The following is an 18,110-nucleotide window of genomic DNA, read 5'->3' as shown; positions in this document are numbered from 1 at the left end:
CGGCGGCGCTATGGTGAACCAATGCGGACTGCTGTCCGGTAAGTGGGAGGAGCGGGAGTGCGGTCGAGCAACGACGGGCCCCAGCGCTCGGACGCACAGCGCAACCGGGAGCGCATCCTGGAAGTGGCGCTGGCCGAGCTGTCCCACGACGTCGACGTCCCGCTCAGCCGGATCGCCAAGAAGGCGGGCGTGGGACAGGGCACCTTCTACCGCAACTTCCCCAACCGCGAGTCCCTCGTCCTGGAGGTCCACAGCCACGAGGTGCGCGTACTGACCGACGCCGCGGCGGACCTGCTCAGAACCCGGGAGCCCGACCGGGCCCTGAGGGAATGGATGGACCGGCTCGCCCGCTTCGCCGTCGCCAAGGCGGGCCTGTCGGACGCCATGCGCCGGATCATCGGTACCTCGGACGGCCCGGCCCAGCCGGGATACGCGCGGGTGATCGAGGCGATCGAGACCCTGCTGGCGGCCAACCACCGGGCCGGGACCATCCGGCCGGGGCTGACCACCGACGACTTCCTGCTGGCGATCGCCGGCATCTGGCAGCTCGACGCCCGGGCCGACTGGCAGGCGCGGAGCACCAGACTGCTGGACCTCGTCATGGACGGGCTGCGCGCCGGGGCGCCCGCACGTCGCGTCAGTCCGTGATGACGGCGTCCCGGCGGCTCCACTCGGAGCCGTGCGCCGCCTTCACCATGAAGTCGGCGACATCCGCGCGGCTGACCGCGGGTGCCCCCTTCATCGGCAGCCGCTCCCCGACGCGGTACCTGCCCTTGGCCGGGCCGTTCGTCAGCATCGTCGGGTAGACCAGCGTCCAGTCCAGGTCGCCGGCGCGGAGGATGCGCTCGGACGCTTCCTTGTCGGCGTAGATCTTCTTCAGGAAGGTGCGGTACGTCGCCTTCTGGAAGGCGTTGGCCGACCGGTAGGTGTCGCCGACCCCGAACGACGACATCCACACCACCCGGGACACGCCCACCTCCGCCGCCGCGTCCACGAGCGCCGTCGCGGCCCGGGAGAACAGGTCGGTGGCGCGTATGGACTTGCCCCGGCCGAGCGCCGAAATGACGGCGTCCTGCCCGGTCATCGCCTTCGCCAGGTCCGCGCGCGAGGTGGCGTCCCCGCGGATGACGGTGACCCGGTCCGCGTGGCCGGCCATCGCCTCCGGCCTGCGCGCCAGGACGGTGACCGTGTCGCCGGCCGCGAGGGCCAGGTCGACGACGTGCCGACCGGTGGGTCCGGTCGCGCCCAGGATGAGCAGATTCATGCCCGGAACCTTTCGCCGCTGCCGTCCCCGAGGGGCGGCGCCAAGAGGAAAGCGGACAACTGTCCGCCTGTGTGGAACGTACCGGACAGTTATCCGGTTAGCAAGGCCGGACTCACCCGTGCCGGGCTCCGGCGGCGGTGTCATGCTGGAGGGGACGGCCCCAGGGGCCGTCGGCGCCCTTTGGTGAGGCAGCGATGAACTCCAGCGACCGCGGCCGGGCCCCCGACCCGTCCGCCTACCCGGCCTCCTGGGCGGATCGCGCCGACGGGAGTGGCGAGTGGGAGATCGGCCACTCCCTGGTCGGACAGTTCCTGGCGCGGTCCCCCATCGGCATGGCCGTCATGGACACCGATCTGCGCTACGTCTGGATCAACGAGGCCCTGGAGCAGCTCGGCGGTGTGGACCGTGAGGAGCGCCTGGGCAAGCGGCTGAGCGATGTGCTGCCCAAGCTCGACGCGGCGTCCATCGAGTCCGTCATGCGGGAGGTGCTGGAGAGCGGGCGGCCCGCCGTGGACGTCGAGTACCACGGGCGCACCAGCGCCGACCCGGACCGCGAACACGCCTACTCGACCTCGTTCTTCCGGCTGGAGGACGACTCCGGGACCGTGCGCGGCGTCTGCTACATGGTCCTCGACGTCACCGACCGCTGGCGGGCGCGCGAACGCCTCAGCCTGCTGAGCAGGGCCGGCGCGTGGACCGCCCGGACGCTGGATGTCTTCCGGCTCTCGGAGGGGCTCGCCGAGGTCTGCGTCCCCGACCTCGCCGACCTGATCAGCGTCGACCTCCTCGACGCCGTCCTCCAAGGCGAGACCTTCTACGGGACGCTGCCCGGCCAGCAGCGGCTGCGGCGGGTCGCCCTGCTGGGCGCCGAGGGCGCCGCGTCGGACGGACTCGCCGCGGTGGGACACCTGGTGCGGTTCGCCGCGGACTCGCCCGGCGCGCGCTGCCTGGCCGGTGGCATCCCGCACCGGCAGATCGTGACCGCGCGCGAGAGCGAGGGCTGGATCGCCGCCGACGCGCTGCAGGGCCCGCCCGCGCCGAGCCTCGGGCCGTGCGCGGTGATGCTGGTCCCGATCAGGACGCACGGCAGCGTGGTGGGGATGACGACTTTTCTGCGCTGGCCCCCGCGCGGGGCGTTCGACGAGGACGACCTGCTCGTGGCCGACGAGATCGTCGGACGGGCCGCGCTCGGCGTGGAGAACGCCCGCCAGTACACCAAGGAGCGCAACACCGCGCTGGCGTTGCAGCGTTTCCTGCTGCCGCGGCGGATCGCGGCGCAGCCGACGGTCGAGGTGGCCACCCGCTATCTCCCCTCGGGCGGCGGCGTGGGCGGCGACTGGTTCGACGTGATCCCGCTGTCCGGGGCGCGGGTCGCCCTGGTGATCGGCGACGTGGTCGGCCACGGCATCAACGCGGCGGCCTCGATGGGGCGGCTGCGCACCGCCGTCCGCACCCTGGCCGACCTGGACCTGCCGCCCGAGGAGATCCTGGCCCACCTCGACGACCTGATGCTCGGGCTCATCGCCGAGGAGTGTCCCGACGACGCCGGGCGGGTGCCGTCGGAGCTGGGCGCCACCTGTCTGTACGCGGTCTACGACCCGGTGGCCCGCACCGTGGTCATGGCGCGGGCCGGGCATCCGCCGCCGGCCGTCGTCGACCCCGACGGGTCGGTGGAGTTCCCCGAGCTGCCCGCGGGGCCGCCGCTCGGGCTCGGCGGTCTGCCGTTCGAGTCCGCGGAGGTCGAACTGGCCGAGGGAAGCCTGCTCGCGCTCTACACCGACGGGCTGTTCGAGATCCGCGGCCAGGACCCGGACATCGCCCTGAACCGGCTCCGCGCGGCGCTCGCCGCCGTGCACCGGCCGCTGGACGACATGTGCGGGGAGGCGCTGGACACGCTGGAACCCGAACGGCGGGACGACGACGTGGCGTTGCTCATCGCCCGTATCCACGGCCTCGGCGCGGACCAGGTCGCCGTGCTGGACGTGCCCTCCGATCCGGCGGCCGTCTCCAGCGCCCGCGCCTTCGCGCAGCTGTGCCTCGACGGCTGGGGGCTCGGTGACCTCGGGTTCACCGCGGAACTCCTGGTCAGCGAACTGGTCACCAACGCCATCCGGCACGCCTCGGGACCCATCCGGCTCCGGCTGATCCGCGAGTCCGTACTGACCTGCGAGGTCTTCGACGCCAGCAACGTCTCCCCGCGCCTGCGGCACGCCCGCACCCTGGACGAGGGCGGCCGCGGCCTGTTCCTCGTCGCCCAACTGTCCCGCCGCTGGGGCACGCGCTACACGACGGACGGCAAGATGATCTGGGCGGAACTGGACCTGCCGTAGGACACGGGCGTCCCGCCCCGGACTACGCCCGCTCCCGCTTGTCCTCGACGTGCACGACGCGCGGTTCCGTGCCGTCCCGGTGCCGCTTGGCGCGCCCGCACAGACCGACGCCGAGGTTCGAACCGTCCTGCGGCTCGGCGGGGCCGACGTAGGTGAGGACATCGTCATGATGTCCGGTGACGACCCAGCCCAGCTCGTCCTTGAGGGTCATCACCCCGAAATCCGCGGCGGGTGACCCGGCGTGCACCGGGCCGTAGTGCCTGAGGAGTTCGGTGGCCTGTTCGGCGAGGTCGCCCTCGGGTGCGGGCAGCAGGACGCAGGTGCCGTGCTCGAACAGCACCCATGACGTGGGGGAGTCGGAGAGGACCTGCTTCCAGACGTCCGTCGGTGTTCCGGGATTCACGTGATCATCATGCCGCATCCCGCGCCACGGGATCCGGTCCGTACCAAGTCTTGACCGTGGTCGGTCAGGACCCTACTCTCCCGAGCAGTGTAAGGAAACTTTCCTAACAATCATCAGCCGGATGCCGCGGCTTCACGCACCCCGGCGGATCCCCACCGCCGTCAGCATCACCCCCAGTTGAGACCCCACCAGGAGGGCGCCATGCGCAGACCCCTGTCAACTCTGCTCGCCGGCACACTGCTTGCCGCGCTCGGCTTCGGCCTCGTCCCGTCCACCGCCCTCGCCGCCACCGAAGCAACACCCGCGGCGAGTACGAGCGTCGCCGCCTACCAGGCATGGCAGCCCAACACCCCGTACACCGTGGGCACACGTGTGTCCTACGGCGGCAAGGACTACGAGTGCCTGCAGAGCCACACCTCGCTGACCGGCTGGGAACCCCCCAACACCCCCGCCCTGTGGAAGCCGGTCGGCGACAGCGGTGGCGGCACCGACACCACCGCCCCCACGGCCCCGGGCAACCTGCGCGCCACCGGCACCACGTCCGCCACCGTGTCCCTGGCCTGGAACGCCGCCACCGACAATGTGGGCGTGACGGGATACGTGATCTACCGCGACGGCACCCAGGTCGCCACGGCGAGCGGCACCACGTACACCGTCGGCGGACTCGCCGCGAGCACGGCGTACGGCTTCACCGTCCGCGCCCGTGACGCGGCCGGCAACCTCTCACCTGCCTCCAACGCCGTCCGCGCCACCACCCAGAACGGCGGCGGCCCCCAGCCGGGCACCACCCCCGCCGAGATCAACGGCCGCCTCAAGGTGTGCGGACTGAAGCTGTGCAACCAGTACGGCCGCCCGGTCCAGCTCCGCGGCATGAGCAGCCACGGCCTCCAGTGGTACAGCCACTGCCTGACCAACGCCTCCCTCGACGCCCTCGCGGGCGACTGGAACGCCGACGTGCTGCGTATCTCCCTCTACGTCCAGGAAGGCGGCTACGAGACCAACCCGAGGATGTTCACCGACCGCGTGCACCAGCTCATCGAGATGGCGACCGCCCGCGGCATGTACGCCCTCGTCGACTGGCACCAGCTCACCCCCGGCGACCCCAACCACAACCTCGCCGCCGCCAAGACCTTCTTCACCGAGATCGCCCAGCGCCACCGCGACAAGACCAACCTGCTCTACGACATCGCCAACGAGCCCAACAACGTCAGCTGGTCACGGGTCAAGTCCTACGCGGAGCAGCTCATCCCCGTCATCCGCGCCCAGGACCCGGCCACCCCGATCCTCGTCGGCACCCACGGCTGGGGCTCCCTCGGGATCTCCGACGGCCGCGACGAGACCGACATCATCAACAACCCGGTCCAGGCCTCCAACATCATGTACACGTTCCACTTCTACGCCGCCTCGCACGGCCAGGAGTACCTGAGCGCGCTCGACCGGGCCTCGGACCGCATCCCGATCTTCGTCACCGAGTTCGGCACCCAGGAGGCCTCCGGCGACGGCCCGGACAACTTCGGCCGCGCCCAGCAGTACCTCGACCTGCTGGGCGCCAAGAAGATCAGCTGGGTCAACTGGAACTTCTCCGACGACGGCCGCTCCGGCGCCGTCTTCAAGGCCGGCACCTGCAACGGCAACGGCCCCTGGGCGGGCACCGGTTCGCTGAAGCCGGCCGGGATCTGGATCCGCGACCGCATCCGCACACCGGACACCTTCCCCACGTCCTGACCGCACGCAGCCGCTCCCCGCTGGACAAGGGCGGGGAGCGGCACGGGATCAGTCGCCGGAGAACCCGAAGATCCCCAGGTGACTCGCCTTGTCCTCGGAGTAGAGCGTCACGTAGCAGGCGGTCCACCGCATCCGGCACTCATTGGGCAGACTCCGCTGGAACTCCTCGTGATTCATCTCGTTGGCCGCGTCGATCAGCTCCCGGAACCGCTCGACCGTGGGCCGTTCGGTACCGAAGTGGTGCACCACCCGGTCGAGGGCCAGCGGCCGCAGGGTGCCGTGGTCGTCGAGACATGTCGCCACCGGCGGTTTGTCCGTGGCGACGACCGCGTATATGTCGAGGATCGAGTGCGTGCCCTCGGTCGCGAGGTACTCGTCCTGGCGCAGGTCCTCCAGGCTCGCGAACTCGCCCCCGTACTCCTCCTGGAACTCCCGGGCGTGCAGGGCCCCGAGCGCCGCCTCGACGTCCCCCTCGTACTCGGTGACGTAGCTCCACCCACTGGCGCCCATGAGGCACCCCCCTCGCAGATCGTTGAGGGGCGAACAGTACCTGCGGGCACTGACAGTCAGTCCTCGCAGGGCCGCAGGTCGTCCGCCCAGCGGGCGTAGCTGCGTTGGTCGGGCAGGGCGATGAGGGACAGGTCCATGCCGTCGCGCTGCTCGCCGGGGAGCAGCAGGGGCTCGATCACGTACCGCGTGGGCCAGCCCGGGCGGCGTTCGATCGCGAGGAGCCGGCCCACGCTGTGCGGGTCGAAGTCGCCGGTGCTGAAGGGCGCGAACTCCATGACCAGGTCGCCGGGCCGGGGGTGGTCCATGCGGTCGCGGAGCTGCGCCACGACCGGGGCCGGGCTGCCCAGGTGGCTGGCGGCCCACAGGGCGCGCCCCACCTGGGCGATGTGTTCCACCAGTTGCTCGGCGGTGGGCTTGTCCGGCGACGGCGTGCTCACGCCCCTCCTCCTCATGCGTAGGCCCCACGACGCGAACAGCCGGACCGGGCGGACCAGCTGGTGGGGGAGGGCGGCGGGTCGTTCGCAGCCTACACAGCGTGTGCACGTTCATGTGCGGGGCGTCCACAGTTCGTGATCTTCCCGCAATCCACGCCGGGCCGGTGAAGGGGCAGCGAGCGGCCGGCGAGGCGTCAGCGAGGCGTCAGGAGGCAGAACTCATTGCCCTCCGGGTCGGCGAGCACCGTCCAGTGCAGCTCGGACTGGTCGATACCGGGGTCGGTGGCGCCCAGGGCGCGCAGCCGCTTCGCCTCCGCGGCCATGTCGTCGCCGGGATAGGGGGCGACATCGAGGTGGACGCGGTTCCAGACCGTCTTCGGGTCGGGATTGCGTACGAACTCCAGGTACGGGCCGACGCCCTTGGCCGAGCGCAGGGTCGCGTGGTCGTCCGCCACCGCGTGCACCGTCCAGTCCATGGCCGCGCCCCAGAACCGGGCCATCTCCCGAGGATCGGCGCAGTCGACCACCACCGCGGCGATCGGCCCGGTGTCCAGATACATCTCCCGGGGTTCCAGGACGCAGAACTCGTTGCCCTCCGGGTCGGCCATGACCGTGAAGGGAACATCGCCCTGACCGATGTCGGCGGGCGTCGCGCCGAGCCCCGTCAACCGCTCGATCAGTTCCGCCTGGTGGGCGGCAGAGGTGGTGGCCAGGTCCAGATGCACCCGGTTCTTGACCGTCTTCGGTTCCGGATGGGCGATCAGGTCGATGCAGACCGCCGAAGGGTCGGGGTAGGAGAAGCCCACGGGCTCCAGGTTGGTCACCCCGGGCGCCTCGCTGTCGATGCCCCAGCCGAGCACCTCCGCCCAGAAGCGGCCGAGCGCGGAGTCGTCCAGCGCCTTCATGTTGATCTGCACGAGTCGAGTGGCCATGCCGGTGATCCTACGGGCGGGCATCGCCGGTACGCGGGGTGACCAGGCCTGATTCATAGGCGAGGACCACGAGTTGGGCCCGGTCGCGGGCGTGCAGTTTCGTCATCGCCCGGTTGATGTGCGTCTTCGCGGTCGTGGGGCTGATGACCATGCGTGCGGCGATCTGGTCGTTGGACAGACCCCGGGCGGCCAGCGCCACCGCCTCGCGCTCGCGCTCGGTCAGCTCCGTCAGAACGGTGTCCGCGGCGGTGGGAACGGGCTCGGTGACATAGCGGTGGATCAGTCTGCGGGTCAGCGACGGGGCGAGCAGGGCGTCCCCGCGGGCGGCGACCCGTACGGAGTGCAGCAGGTCCTCCGGGAGGATGTCCTTCACCAGGAACCCGGCCGCGCCCGCGCGCAGCGCCTCCAGGACGTACTCGTCCATGCCGTAGTTGGTCAGCATGACCACGTGCACGCCCGACAGGGACGGGTCGGCGGCGATCCGGCGGGTCGCCTCGATGCCGTCCATGACCGGCATCCGGATGTCGAGGAGCGCGACGTCGGGCAGATGCTCCCGGGCGAGCGCCAGGGCCGTCTCCCCGTCGGCGCCCTCGGCCACCACCTCGATGTCGGGTTCGAGGTCGAGCAGGGCGCGGAAACCGCTGCGGATGAGGGGCTGGTCGTCGACCAGCAGGACTCGGATCATGACGCTCGTTCCACAGGGAGTTCGGCACGGACGGTGAAGCCGTGATCGGGGCGTGGTTCGGCCCGGAGCCGGCCGCCGAGGGCGGTGACGCGTTCGCGCATGCCGAGCAGGCCCAGGCCGGGCGCCGGGGTGTCGCCGGGCATGGCCTTGCCGTCGTCGTCGACCTGAACGGACAGCCGGTCGGGTCCGTAGGCGATACGGACCGTGGCGGTGGTGGCGGCGGCGTGCCGGGCCGTGTTCGTCAGCGCCTCCTGCACGATGCGGTAGGCGGTACGGCCCACCGCCGCCGGGACGGAGTGCCGCTGCCCCTCGACGGTCAGCGTCGCGTCCAGGTCCATCGAGCGGGCCCGCTCCACCAGCTCCGGGATGTCGTCCAGCCCCCGTGGCGGTGCCGTGTCGTCGTCGCGCAGGGCCTCCAGGGTCGCCCGCAGCTCCCGGGTCGCCTCCCGCCCGGCCGCCTGGATCGCCAGCAGCGTCTCGGGCACCTCCTCGCCGCGCCGGCGGGCCATGTGGACGGCTACCTCGGACTGCACCTTGATGACCGAGATCTGATGGGTGAGGGAGTCGTGCAGCTCCCGCGCGATGTGCAGCCGCTCCTCGTCGGCGCGGCGCCGCGCGGTCTCCTCCCTGGTGCGTTCGGCCTCCTCCGCACGCCGCTCGGCCTGCCGCAGCGCCTCCCCGGCGGCGAACGCCGCGATCAGCCAGGCGATCTCCAGGACGTCCCGGGCCGACGAGAACGCCTCCCGGGCCGGTCCGTCACGGAACACCAGCGCCGTGACCTGGAGGACGACGAGCAGCGCCACGGACACCGCCGCCGTCAGCGCCCGGTGCCCGGCCCGTACCGCGCCGTACACCGCGACCAGGTACGGCACCGAGAGCACCGTGAACCCGGCCGCCTCGTACCCCACCGTGCACAGCGCGGTGACCGCGAGTACGACGAGCGGAGCCCTGCGCCGTGCGAGGAGCGCCAGACCGGCCGCCGCCAGCAGCACCGCGCCGAGCACCTCGCGCCCGCCGTCCGGATGCTGACCCGACAACCCGCCGCCCAGCGACAGGGCCGCCACACCGACGGCGATCGCCCAGTCCACGGCACCGGCCGGGACACGAAGTCGCCCTGTGTCCATGTCCGCACCCTAGCCGCGGGCGGCCGTGAGCGAGTCCCGCGCGCGGAGGAGCAGTCATCTACCGCGTCCGTGGTAGTCACCGCCTGCCTGCCGCGTCCGCGGCACCCCGAAGTGACCGCGCCTGCCGGACGACCCGGACGCGGCGGGACGGCACGCTCAAGGCACGACAGCGAACACGTCCCGTACGAAGGAGATGAGCGCCATGAGCGCAGCCGACGTCCTGACAGTGGCCGCCGAGGGCGGCATCATCGGCGACGGACGTACGGGGGCCAACCTGGCCCTCGGCGTGGGGTTCGCCGGGATCGTCCTCGGCTGGTCGGCCCTGGCCCGTCTCGCCGGGCGCATCCGCGTCGGCAACCCGCGTACGGGCGCCCTGTCGGCCCTCGTGGCCGGCCTGGCCGGCACCTTCCTCGGGCTGCTGCACCTGGCCACCTCCGACGGCGGACCCGGTACGGGCAACGGCATGGTGGGCGCGGTCGTGGCTGTCCCCCTGGGCCTGGCCGCCATGGAACTCGGCCGCCGCGCCCTCAAGCGGTCATAGAATCACCCGGGTGACCGATCAGCCCGTGTTCGTCCTCAGCGGTGAGCTCCAGGCCCTGGAACCGGCCGGGTTCGCGACCGAGGCGGAGTTCCAGGAACTTCTCGCCCGGCATCCGCGTGTGCTGGACTTCGGCTCGCTCGCCGACGGCCGCCCGCTCCGACTGACCCTCGTGGCCCGCGAGATGGGCGTGCCGACCAGCGCGGACGGCGGTGCGGTGTACGCGCTGGACCACCTCTTCGTCGACGCCGACGGCGTACCGACCCTGGTGGAGGTCAAGCGGGCCACCGACACCCGTATCCGGCGCGAGGTCGTCGGCCAGATGCTGGACTACGCGGCGAACGCGGCCCGTTACTGGCCGGCCGCCCTGTTGCGGCGCTCCTTCGAGGACACCTGCGCCAAGGACGGCCGCCCGCTGGAGGAGGCCTACAGGGACCTGCTCGGCGAGGGACCGGTGGACGAGTTCTGGGCGACCGTCGAGGAGCGGCTGGCCGCCGGGCAGATGCGGCTGCTGTTCGTCGCCGACCGGTTCCCGCTGGAACTGCGGGCCATCGTGGAGTTCCTCAACCGCCAGCTGCGCCAGACCGACGTGTACGCCGTCGAGTTGACCCAGTACCGCGGCGACGGAGACCTCCGCGTCCTCGTCCCGCGGGTGCACGGAGAGGTCGCCACGGCGGCGAAGTCACCCTCGTCCGCACGCACTTCGCGCCGGACGACACGGGAGGAGATGGACGCGGCGATCCGCGCCCGCCGCGATCCGGACGTACGGCGTACGGCCACCGCCCTGCTCGACCACGCGGCGTCCCGCGGCCGCCTGGAGCCCGGTACGGCCAGGTACCCGAGCATGCGCATGTACTACCCGGTCTCCGGGCGGACGCTGCCGGTCGCGACGGTGTCCCTGTACGGCGACCCGGCGAAGGACGACATCTCCTTCGCCTTCGGCTCCCTCGCGCATCACCTCGGGCGCGAGCGCGCGGCTCGGTTCGCCGCCGACCTGCCGCCCGTCCCCGGCCTGAAGGAGCGGTTGGCTGCCCTCCCGGCGAAGGGCTACAACGCCTGGCCGCACGCCACCCTGTCCACGGTCGCCGCCGAACCCGGCGCGCTGGAGGGGATCCTGGCCGCGATCCAGGGGCTCATCGACGGTCCCTGAGTCCTGCCTGTCCGGCGGCGGCCTCCAGCCGCACGAAGGGGATGGTGCGTCCGGCGTTCCGGAAGGACGCCTCGCCGCCGTCGACGGGAAGTCCCATGAAGGCGCACAGGCGACGGGCGGTACGCGGATGGCGGCGCGCGTAGTCGGCCATCAGGTCGGCGCCCGTCTCGGCCGGGAGGAAGTGCGCGGTGACGGCGTAGGGACGGTTGCCGAACCGGACCAGGGTCTTCGGCTGCGCGCGCAGATTGCGGTACCAGTCGGCGCGGGGCCCGAATCCGGAGGCGACCGTCCAGCTCGGGGCGTCGGCGTCGTAGGACACCACCTCCAGGACCGCGGTGCGGTCCAGGCCGCTGACCCGGCCGGTGTGGTGCAGCAGGAGGAACCGCCGCCCGAGCAGGGGGCCCAGGCCCACGCGGTAGAGCGCGATCGGCAGCCGGGCGGCCAGGCGCCGCAGCCCGGTGGGCGGCGGGGGCCGATGGGGTGCGGTGTGTCGGTCGGGCATGGTCGCCCCTCCGCGGATCGGGATACGGCTTCCGGCCTCGATTGGGTAAAGGACCCGGGTCGGGCACGGTCTCGCGCGAGTCACCTTTGCATAGTCTAAAGGTCGGGAGGGGCGCCCGCGCGGCAGGAGGCGGCTCTCGAAGCCGTGACACCGCAGGAGTGCGCCATGACCGACGGGACGCCGTCCGCGAACCGGGCCGTGCTGACCGCCATGCCGGTCGTGGTGATGGCCGTGGTCGCGCTGATGGACCTGGTCACCGAACCCGGCGTGGGCTTCCTGCCGCTGGTCTCCCTCGGACCGGCGTTCGCGAGCCTGGTCGGCGGCTGGCGCCGCACCGCGGTGATCGGGCTGGTGGCCCTGGTGCTGTGCGTGGGCCTCGGTGTCTACGACCGGCTCTTCGAGGAGCGCCGCGGATTCGCCGCCATGGCGTCGGTCGCGGGCGTGACGGGGGTCGGCATCGCCGCGGCCCTGATGCGTTCGCGCCGGGAGGAGCAGCTGGCCAGCATGCGGTCGATCGCGGAGGTCGCCCAGCGGGTCCTGCTGCGGCCGGTGCCGCGCACGGCGGGGCCGCTCCGGGTGGCGGTGTCGTACACCTCGGCGGTCGCGGAGGCGCGGATCGGCGGCGATCTGTACGAGGTGGTGGCCTCCCCCTACGGCGTCCGCGTCATCGTGGGTGATGTGCAGGGCAAGGGCCTGGCCGCGGTGGAGACCGCCGCCGTCGTCCTCGGTGCCTTCCGGGAGGCGGCCCATGACGAGCCGGACCTGGTGGGGCTCGGCGAGCGGCTGGAGCGGAGCGTGGCACGGGAGCTGGAGGGCGAGAAGTTCGTCACCGGGATCCTCGCCGAGATCGGCGCCCGCCCCGAGATCGTCTTCCTCAACTACGGGCACCCGGCCCCGATGGTCGTACGCGGCGACGGCACCGTCCGCTTCCCCGAACCGCCCGCCTACGCCCTGCCCCTGGGCCTCGGCGCACACGGCGGCGAGCACCCCAAGCCGTACCGGGTGGACTTCGCGCCCGGCGACCAGGTCCTGCTGTACACCGACGGCGTCACCGAGGCCCGCGACGGCGACGGCTCCTTCTATCCCGTCGGGGAACGCGCGCCGCTGCTCAAGGACCCGGACGCCGACCGCGCCCTGGAAGCCCTGCGCGCGGACCTCGCCCGGCACGCCGGCGGACCGCCGCACGACGACGCCGCGATGCTCCTGCTCCGCTACCACGGCCACGGCGACGGAAAGCCCGTTCCCTCCGGGTGAGGAGGCCGCCGCGCCGGCGCGGTACAAAGGACCCATGCCGGAGCGCGAGACCCCCGCGGGGGCCATGGACGACGTCGAGGCCGTGACCCGGGCGGTGCTGACCGCCTCCCGGCTGCTGGTCGCGGTCTCCGCGCGCTCCCTCGCCGCGGTCGTCGAGGAGCGGGTCACGCTCCCGCAGTTCCGGATGCTGGTGGTGCTCTCCACCCGCGGGGCCACCAAGCTGGTCACCCTCGCCGAGCTGCTCCGGGTGGCGCCGTCCACCGCCATGCGGATGGTCGACCGGCTGATCGCGGCCGGGCTCGCCGACCGGCAGCCCAACCCCGACAGCCGCCGCGAGACCCTGCTGCGCCTCACCGACGAGGGCCGCCGCATCGTCGAGGACGTCACCGCGCGGCGCCGCGCCGAGATCGCCGCGATCGTGGAACGCCTCCGTCCGGCCCAGCGGCTGGCCCTGGTGGAGGCCCTTGCCGCCTTCAACGAGGCCGGGGGAGAGCCGCTGGAGTCCGCGTCGGACGACACGGAGCCGCATCCGCTGGGCTGGGCGATGTCCGAACCGGTGTCCCGGGACGGCTGACCGGGGCGGGCGTGCCGCGTAGCCTCGGCCGCCATGGGGATACGGATCGACGTAGCGGTGGATTGCCCGGTCAACGACGAGGTGGAGCGGGTGCTCGGGCTCGCCGAGGCGGTCGGTGAGCCGGTGACGGTGACCTTCCGGTGGGAGGGGCGGGAGCCGGAGCACGCGGTGCTGGTGCCCGCGGCGACGCTGGCGCTGTGGGAGCACTGGGCGCCCGCGTTCCCCTACGGTCCCCCGGCGCCGACGCGCGAGCGCGCGCACCCGGAGCAGTTCGGCCCGTTCACCCTCTTCCGGCGCCGCACGGGATGGCGTACTGCGGTCGCCCGCGACGGGGTCGTCGTCGCCGAGCTGCTGCCTCCCGACGAAGCGCACTGGCTCCGGGAACAGGCCCGCGACGTCCGCCAGGGCTACATGGACCCGAAGCAGAAAGCGGCCTTCGAGGAGTTCCTGGCCCGCCAGGAATCCCTCGACCCCGAGTGACTGTGAGGTTTCTGTTATCCGGCCCCCGGGTCTGGGTCTCCCCTTGTACCGGGCGAATAATGCGTGGACCGGAAAGGGATGTGAAGCAGGTATGGCAGCAATGGGAGAGCACGAGTACGCCGTGGTCGAGGCGGCTCAGCGTGGTGCCCTGTGGGCCCAGGACGAGCTGGTCGGCGCGTACCTGCCGCTCGTGTACAACATCGTGGGCCGCGCCCTGAACGGGCACGCCGACGTCGACGATGTCGTGCAGGAGACCATGCTCCGTGCCCTGCGCGGCCTGGGGTCGCTGCATCACCCGGGCAACTTCCGGTCCTGGCTGGTGGCCATCACCATGAACCAGATCCGCACCTACCAGCACCGCCGGCAGGCCGCTCCGGCGGGCTCGGAACTCCAGGACGCCCATGACGTGGCCGACCCCGGCGCGGACTTCGTGGACCTCACCATCGTGCGGCTCGGTCTGGAGGGCCAGCGGCGGGAGGTCGCCGAGGCCACCCGCTGGCTGGACGGCGACGACCGGGTGCTGCTGTCGCTGTGGTGGCTGGAGGCGGTCGGTGAGCTGACCCGGGCGGAGGTGTCCGCGGCCCTGGAGGTGTCGCCGCAGCACACGGCCGTACGGGTACAGCGGATGAAGGCGCAGCTGGAGACCGCCCGGCTGGTGGTGCGCGCGCTGTCCGCGACGCCCCTGTGCGACCGCCTCGACCAGATGGTCGGCAACTGGGACGGCCACCCGTCACCGCTGTGGCGCAAGCGCATCGCCCGGCACGCCCGGGAGTGCGTGCGCTGCTCCGGCCACCAGGCGGACCTGTTCCCGGCCGAAGGGCTGCTGGTGGGCCTGGGCCTGGTTCCGGTGGCGGCGACGCTGACGGGCCTGGCGGGGCTCACGGCGTTCGGGGGCACGGAGAACGCGGCTCACGTGGCGGGGTACGGCACGGCCGACGCGGGAGCGTACGGCGGCAGCGACATGGGGGCGTACGGCGGTCCTGACATGGGGTCCTACGGCGGCGCCGAAACGGCGGGCTACGGCGGCAGCGACATGGGGTCCTACTCCGGCACTGACATGGGGGCGTACGGCGGCAGCGACATGGGGTCCTATTCCGGCTCCGACACGGCGGCCCGCGGCGGCGCCGACCCCACGGCCGACACCGCGGCCTTCGGCATGCCCGGGTACCCCGACCAGGCCCTCGACCATGCCCCGGCCGCCGCGGAGCACGCCTCAGCGCACGCCCACCCGGCAGCGGCGGCGGACGCGGGCGACCCCACCACCGTCATCGCCCCGGTGCGCGGCGCGCACGCACGCGGGCGGCACGGGCGCCCGGGACGAATACCGCAGCGGCGCCGGATCACCGGCGTCGCCGCCGCCGTAGCCGTACTGATCACCGGGGGCACCGTGGCGACGCTGACCCTGAAGCCGGACGGGGACAGTGACCGGGTCCAGTCCGCCCCCGACGAGCCGTCCGGCGAACCCCTGGCCACCTCCTCCGCCCCGAGCACCCCCTCGGCGTCGGCGTCCCCGTCGCCCACCAAGTCCGCCTCCCCCTCGCCCAAGCCGAGCACCAAGTCGCCGAAGCCGAAACCGACACCGACACCGTCGAAGACGACCACCGAGCCGAAGACGACGACGCAGGCACCCGCCCCGGCGGACCCGGCAGCCGCCGCACCGCGCGCGGGCAGCCCGGCCGCCCAGGTGCTCGCCCTCGTCAACGAAGAGCGCCAGGCTGCCGGTTGCGGCCCGCTCACGCAGGACGCCCGTCTCGCCCGCGCCGCCCAGCTGCACAGCGAGGACATGTCGGCCAACAACTACTTCAGCCACACCAGCCTCGACGGCCGCAGCTTCGCCGACCGCGCGAGCGCACAGGGCTACCCCTCGCCCGGCGCCGAGAACATCGCCCGGGGCCAGAGCAGCGCCGCGTCCGTGATGGAGTCCTGGATGAACTCGCCGGGCCACCGCGCGAACATCCTCAACTGCGACCTGAAGACCATGGGCGTCGGCGTCGTTGAGGACGACTGGACCTGGACCCAGGTCTTCGGCTTCTGAACCCCGCGCACCCGGTCACACCAGGCACCGGCCCAGCAGCCAGCGGGCCCGGTGCGCGGAGAGGGTCAGCTCGTCCTCGTGCCCGGCGTCGATGACCAGGACCACCTCGTCGCTCGGCCAGCGCCTGGCCAGGTCCCGCAGGGTCACCGGGCGGTAGCAGGGGACCAGGGGGAAGGCGTCGAGCAGCCGTTCCTCCGAGGTGAAGACCATGACCGCGGGCGCGTCGTAGACGCTCTCGATCACCGGGAGTACGAGGCGGACCAGTTCGGCGCGGTCGCGCACGCACCGGATGCCGCCGATCGCGGGGACCAGCACGTCGCATCCGGCCAGCGCCTCCAGCGCGGGCAGGTCCGCCGAGGAGGACAGGTCGTGCAGAGCGCTTCGGGCCACCGAGGCGAAGACCTCTGCCGGGATCTCAGTCATAGCGCCGCACCTTCGCAGGCAGTGCCGCCGCCCGGACATCGGGTGATGCGGCACCGCCTACCCAGGTTCGGCCGCTTCATGCGGCGGCCCGGGGACCGGATCAGCCCGTGGGCGCGCTGATCTCCCGCTTGAGGATCTTGCCGCTGGGGCCGGTCGGGAGGGAGTCGACGAGCCAGACCTGGCGCGGGTACTTGTACGCCGCGACCCGCTCCTTGACGAACTCCCGGAGTTCGTCGGGCGTGGCCTGTGCCTTCGGGCGCAGCACGACCGCGGCGGCGATCTCCTCGCCCAGGTGCGTGTCCGGCACGCCCACCACCGCGGCCAGCGCCACGGCGGGGTGCTCGTGCAGGACCTCCTCGATCTCGCGCGGGTAGACGTTGTAGCCGCCGCGGATGATCATGTCCTTCTTGCGGTCCACGATGTAGAGGTAGCCGTCCTCGTCCCGGCGGGCGAGGTCGCCGCTGCGCAGCCAGCCGTCCTGGACGGTGGCCGCGGTCTCCTCCGGGCGGTTCCAGTAGCCCTTCATCACGTTCGGCCCGCGCACGGCCAGTTCACCGATCTCGCCGGGGGCCACGTCCTGCCCCTTCTCGTCGAGCAGCCGCACCTCCACGTCCTTGATCGGGGTGCCGATGGACCCGGGCTTGCGCGGCCGGTCGGGGTGGTTGAAGGTGACCACCGGGCTGGTCTCGGACATGCCGAAGCCCTCCAGGATCATGCAGCCGAACCGCCGCTCGAAGCCGTGCAGCACCTCCACCGGCAGCGAGGCGCCGCCCGAGACGCACATCCGCAGCGTGGAGACATCGGCGTCGGAAGGGTGCTGGAGCAGCGCCGCGTACATCGTCGGCACGCCCTCGAACACCGTGGCCCGGTCGCGGGCGATCGCGTCCAGCACGGCCTGCGGGTCGAAGCGGGGGACCAGGATCAGCGTGGCGCCCGCGCGGATGCTGACGCTCATCGTGCAGATCTGCCCGAAGATGTGGAACAGCGGCAGGCACCCCACGACCACGTCGTCCGACGTCATCCGCTGCACATGGACCGTGTTGACCTCGGTGTTGTGCCGCAGCCCGGCGTGGGTGAGCGCGGCGCCCTTGGGGCGGCCGGTGGTGCCGGAGGTGTAGAGCAGGACGGCCACGTCCTCGTCGTCCGTGCCGTGCGCCCCCACGAGCGGCTCGTGCCCGGCGAGCAGCTCCGCGAAGGCGGCGGGCTCCACGGCGACGTGCCGCACCCCGGCCTCGGCGGCGCCCTGCGCGCCCTCGCCCGGCGCCTGGTGCCACTCGAACAGCAGCGCGGCGCCCGAGTCCCGCAGGTGGTACTCGGTCTCCCGGGTCTTCAGCAGCGGGTTCATCGGTACGACGACGCCCCCGGCGCGCAGCACGCCGTAGTAGAGGACGACGAACTCGGGCACGTTCGGCAGCATCAGCGCGACCCGGTCGCCGGGCCGCACACCCTCGGCGCGCAGCAGGGCGGCGGCGCGGGCGCTGCGCTCGTCGAGCTCGGCGTAGCTCGTGACCCGCTCGCCCAGCCGCAGCGCGGGCCGGTCCGGCTGCCGCCGCGCCGTCTCCACCAGGAACTGCGCCAGATTGGCCATGACCGCCTCCACGAACGTCACCGTCGAAATCCGCTGTTCACGCTGACGACATGGTGCAGAGATCGGCGGTGACGACCTATGTGCCCCCGGACAGCGTCCGCGTCCACGCATTGTCACCGGGAACAAAACAGGGGCGTTACGCTGCGGGAATGAACATAT

At 72.4% G+C, this 18,110-nt stretch carries 19 protein-coding genes; 9 read left to right on the top strand and 10 right to left on the bottom strand.

Translation table 11 applies throughout. The features are described 5' to 3' along the window. Positions 1–57: 57 nt before the first annotated feature. Complete coding sequence (locus tag GA0115233_RS10705) at positions 58–648, top strand: TetR/AcrR family transcriptional regulator (protein WP_093719920.1); 591 nt, start codon at positions 58–60, stop codon at positions 646–648. Here the strand turns inward: GA0115233_RS10705 and GA0115233_RS10700 are convergent. Further along, positions 638–1,264 (bottom strand): NAD(P)-dependent oxidoreductase, encoded by a 627-nt coding sequence (locus GA0115233_RS10700; protein WP_093719919.1) that lies wholly within the window; start codon positions 1,262–1,264, stop codon positions 638–640. The genes GA0115233_RS10705 and GA0115233_RS10700 overlap by 11 nt on opposite strands. Positions 1,265–1,458: 194 nt before the next feature. Here GA0115233_RS10700 and GA0115233_RS10695 point away from each other — a divergent pair, with 194 nt between their 5' ends. Further along, positions 1,459–3,594, top strand: a complete 2,136-nt coding sequence (locus tag GA0115233_RS10695) for a SpoIIE family protein phosphatase (RefSeq protein WP_093719918.1) — start codon at positions 1,459–1,461, stop codon at positions 3,592–3,594. Between the two features lie 22 nt (positions 3,595–3,616). On the opposite strand, the gene GA0115233_RS10690 is transcribed toward GA0115233_RS10695, so the two are convergent. Next, on the bottom strand, positions 3,617–3,997 hold the full coding sequence (locus GA0115233_RS10690; RefSeq protein WP_255310130.1) for a hypothetical protein: 381 nt from the start codon (positions 3,995–3,997) through the stop codon (positions 3,617–3,619). A 201-nt stretch (positions 3,998–4,198) separates the two neighbouring features. Here GA0115233_RS10690 and GA0115233_RS10680 point away from each other — a divergent pair, with 201 nt between their 5' ends. Then, positions 4,199–5,722, top strand: coding sequence for a cellulase family glycosylhydrolase (locus GA0115233_RS10680; protein ID WP_218063452.1), 1,524 nt, complete (start codon positions 4,199–4,201; stop codon positions 5,720–5,722). A gap of 48 nt (positions 5,723–5,770) precedes the next feature. On the opposite strand, the gene GA0115233_RS10675 is transcribed toward GA0115233_RS10680, so the two are convergent. From GA0115233_RS10675 to GA0115233_RS10655, 5 genes are all read right to left on the bottom strand, one after another. Continuing rightward, positions 5,771–6,232 (bottom strand): hypothetical protein, encoded by a 462-nt coding sequence (locus GA0115233_RS10675; RefSeq protein ID WP_093719916.1) that lies wholly within the window; start codon positions 6,230–6,232, stop codon positions 5,771–5,773. Between the two features lie 56 nt (positions 6,233–6,288). Next, positions 6,289–6,669, bottom strand: coding sequence for a hypothetical protein (locus tag GA0115233_RS10670; protein ID WP_093719915.1), 381 nt, complete (start codon positions 6,667–6,669; stop codon positions 6,289–6,291). Positions 6,670–6,860: 191 nt separating this feature from the next. After that, a complete protein-coding gene (locus GA0115233_RS10665) occupies positions 6,861–7,598 on the bottom strand; it encodes a VOC family protein (protein ID WP_093719984.1) in 738 nt (245 codons plus the stop codon). A 10-nt stretch (positions 7,599–7,608) separates the two neighbouring features. Further along, entirely contained in the window at positions 7,609–8,283 is a 675-nt protein-coding gene (locus tag GA0115233_RS10660) for a response regulator (RefSeq protein WP_093719914.1), read from the bottom strand. After that, positions 8,280–9,407: a sensor histidine kinase gene (locus GA0115233_RS10655; RefSeq protein WP_093719913.1), complete on the bottom strand. Its 1,128-nt coding sequence runs from the start codon at positions 9,405–9,407 to the stop codon at positions 8,280–8,282. Before GA0115233_RS10655 ends, GA0115233_RS10660 begins: the two co-directional genes overlap by 4 nt. Positions 9,408–9,609: 202 nt before the next feature. On the opposite strand from GA0115233_RS10655, the gene GA0115233_RS10650 reads away from it, so the two are divergent. Next, on the top strand, positions 9,610–9,948 hold the full coding sequence (locus GA0115233_RS10650; RefSeq protein WP_093719912.1) for a DUF6223 family protein: 339 nt from the start codon (positions 9,610–9,612) through the stop codon (positions 9,946–9,948). A gap of 10 nt (positions 9,949–9,958) precedes the next feature. Continuing rightward, the gene (locus tag GA0115233_RS10645) at positions 9,959–11,095 is read left to right on the top strand and encodes a hypothetical protein (protein ID WP_093719911.1); all 1,137 of its coding nucleotides are present in this window, start codon (positions 9,959–9,961) and stop codon (positions 11,093–11,095) included. Here GA0115233_RS10645 and GA0115233_RS10640 read toward each other — a convergent pair. Next, on the bottom strand, positions 11,079–11,597 hold the full coding sequence (locus GA0115233_RS10640; RefSeq protein ID WP_093719910.1) for a nitroreductase family deazaflavin-dependent oxidoreductase: 519 nt from the start codon (positions 11,595–11,597) through the stop codon (positions 11,079–11,081). The two genes, GA0115233_RS10645 and GA0115233_RS10640, sit on opposite strands and share 17 nt — an antisense overlap. Positions 11,598–11,762: 165 nt before the next feature. Here GA0115233_RS10640 and GA0115233_RS10635 point away from each other — a divergent pair, with 165 nt between their 5' ends. The 4 genes from GA0115233_RS10635 (at position 11,763) to GA0115233_RS10620 (ending at position 15,940) form a co-directional block, all read left to right on the top strand. Further along, positions 11,763–12,851, top strand: coding sequence for a PP2C family protein-serine/threonine phosphatase (locus GA0115233_RS10635; protein WP_093719909.1), 1,089 nt, complete (start codon positions 11,763–11,765; stop codon positions 12,849–12,851). A 34-nt stretch (positions 12,852–12,885) separates the two neighbouring features. Beyond that, positions 12,886–13,425 (top strand): MarR family winged helix-turn-helix transcriptional regulator, encoded by a 540-nt coding sequence (locus tag GA0115233_RS10630; protein WP_093719908.1) that lies wholly within the window; start codon positions 12,886–12,888, stop codon positions 13,423–13,425. Positions 13,426–13,458: 33 nt separating this feature from the next. Further along, positions 13,459–13,905 carry a hypothetical protein gene (locus GA0115233_RS10625; protein WP_093719907.1) on the top strand — a complete coding sequence of 149 codons (447 nt, stop codon included), beginning with the start codon at positions 13,459–13,461 and terminating at the stop codon, positions 13,903–13,905. 91 nt (positions 13,906–13,996) lie between these two features. Next, on the top strand, positions 13,997–15,940 hold the full coding sequence (locus GA0115233_RS10620) for a sigma-70 family RNA polymerase sigma factor (RefSeq protein WP_093719906.1): 1,944 nt from the start codon (positions 13,997–13,999) through the stop codon (positions 15,938–15,940). A 15-nt stretch (positions 15,941–15,955) separates the two neighbouring features. Here the strand turns inward: GA0115233_RS10620 and GA0115233_RS10615 are convergent, their stop codons facing one another. Both GA0115233_RS10615 and GA0115233_RS10610 read right to left on the bottom strand, forming a co-directional pair. After that, positions 15,956–16,363 carry an SseB family protein gene (locus GA0115233_RS10615; protein WP_176711718.1) on the bottom strand — a complete coding sequence of 136 codons (408 nt, stop codon included), beginning with the start codon at positions 16,361–16,363 and terminating at the stop codon, positions 15,956–15,958. Positions 16,364–16,463: 100 nt separating this feature from the next. Beyond that, the gene (locus GA0115233_RS10610) at positions 16,464–17,951 is read right to left on the bottom strand and encodes a long-chain-fatty-acid--CoA ligase (RefSeq protein ID WP_093719983.1); all 1,488 of its coding nucleotides are present in this window, start codon (positions 17,949–17,951) and stop codon (positions 16,464–16,466) included. Positions 17,952–18,110: the final 159 nt, after the last annotated feature.

Source organism: Streptomyces sp. DI166 (genome assembly GCF_900091315.1).
In the GTDB taxonomy this organism is placed as follows: domain Bacteria; phylum Actinomycetota; class Actinomycetes; order Streptomycetales; family Streptomycetaceae; genus Streptomyces; species Streptomyces fuscus.
This window is presented reverse-complemented; position numbering and strand designations above follow the sequence as displayed.

What these genes read in the sequence shown, in the direction of transcription:
- GA0115233_RS10700 (WP_093719919.1), bottom strand. Translation starts at nt 1,264, where the DNA reads ATGAATCTGCTCATCCTGGGCGCGACCGGACCCACCGGTCGGCACGTC.
- GA0115233_RS10695 (WP_093719918.1), top strand. Translation starts at nt 1,459, where the DNA reads ATGAACTCCAGCGACCGCGGCCGGGCCCCCGACCCGTCCGCCTACCCG.
- GA0115233_RS10680 (WP_218063452.1), top strand. Translation starts at nt 4,199, where the DNA reads ATGCGCAGACCCCTGTCAACTCTGCTCGCCGGCACACTGCTTGCCGCG.
- GA0115233_RS10675 (WP_093719916.1), bottom strand. Translation starts at nt 6,232, where the DNA reads ATGGGCGCCAGTGGGTGGAGCTACGTCACCGAGTACGAGGGGGACGTC.
- GA0115233_RS10665 (WP_093719984.1), bottom strand. Translation starts at nt 7,598, where the DNA reads ATGGCCACTCGACTCGTGCAGATCAACATGAAGGCGCTGGACGACTCC.
- GA0115233_RS10660 (WP_093719914.1), bottom strand. Translation starts at nt 8,283, where the DNA reads ATGATCCGAGTCCTGCTGGTCGACGACCAGCCCCTCATCCGCAGCGGT.
- GA0115233_RS10655 (WP_093719913.1), bottom strand. Translation starts at nt 9,407, where the DNA reads ATGGACACAGGGCGACTTCGTGTCCCGGCCGGTGCCGTGGACTGGGCG.
- GA0115233_RS10650 (WP_093719912.1), top strand. Translation starts at nt 9,610, where the DNA reads ATGAGCGCAGCCGACGTCCTGACAGTGGCCGCCGAGGGCGGCATCATC.
- GA0115233_RS10640 (WP_093719910.1), bottom strand. Translation starts at nt 11,597, where the DNA reads ATGCCCGACCGACACACCGCACCCCATCGGCCCCCGCCGCCCACCGGG.
- GA0115233_RS10635 (WP_093719909.1), top strand. Translation starts at nt 11,763, where the DNA reads ATGACCGACGGGACGCCGTCCGCGAACCGGGCCGTGCTGACCGCCATG.
- GA0115233_RS10630 (WP_093719908.1), top strand. Translation starts at nt 12,886, where the DNA reads ATGCCGGAGCGCGAGACCCCCGCGGGGGCCATGGACGACGTCGAGGCC.
- GA0115233_RS10625 (WP_093719907.1), top strand. Translation starts at nt 13,459, where the DNA reads ATGGGGATACGGATCGACGTAGCGGTGGATTGCCCGGTCAACGACGAG.
- GA0115233_RS10620 (WP_093719906.1), top strand. Translation starts at nt 13,997, where the DNA reads ATGGCAGCAATGGGAGAGCACGAGTACGCCGTGGTCGAGGCGGCTCAG.
- GA0115233_RS10615 (WP_176711718.1), bottom strand. Translation starts at nt 16,363, where the DNA reads ATGACTGAGATCCCGGCAGAGGTCTTCGCCTCGGTGGCCCGAAGCGCT.
- GA0115233_RS10610 (WP_093719983.1), bottom strand. Translation starts at nt 17,951, where the DNA reads ATGGCCAATCTGGCGCAGTTCCTGGTGGAGACGGCGCGGCGGCAGCCG.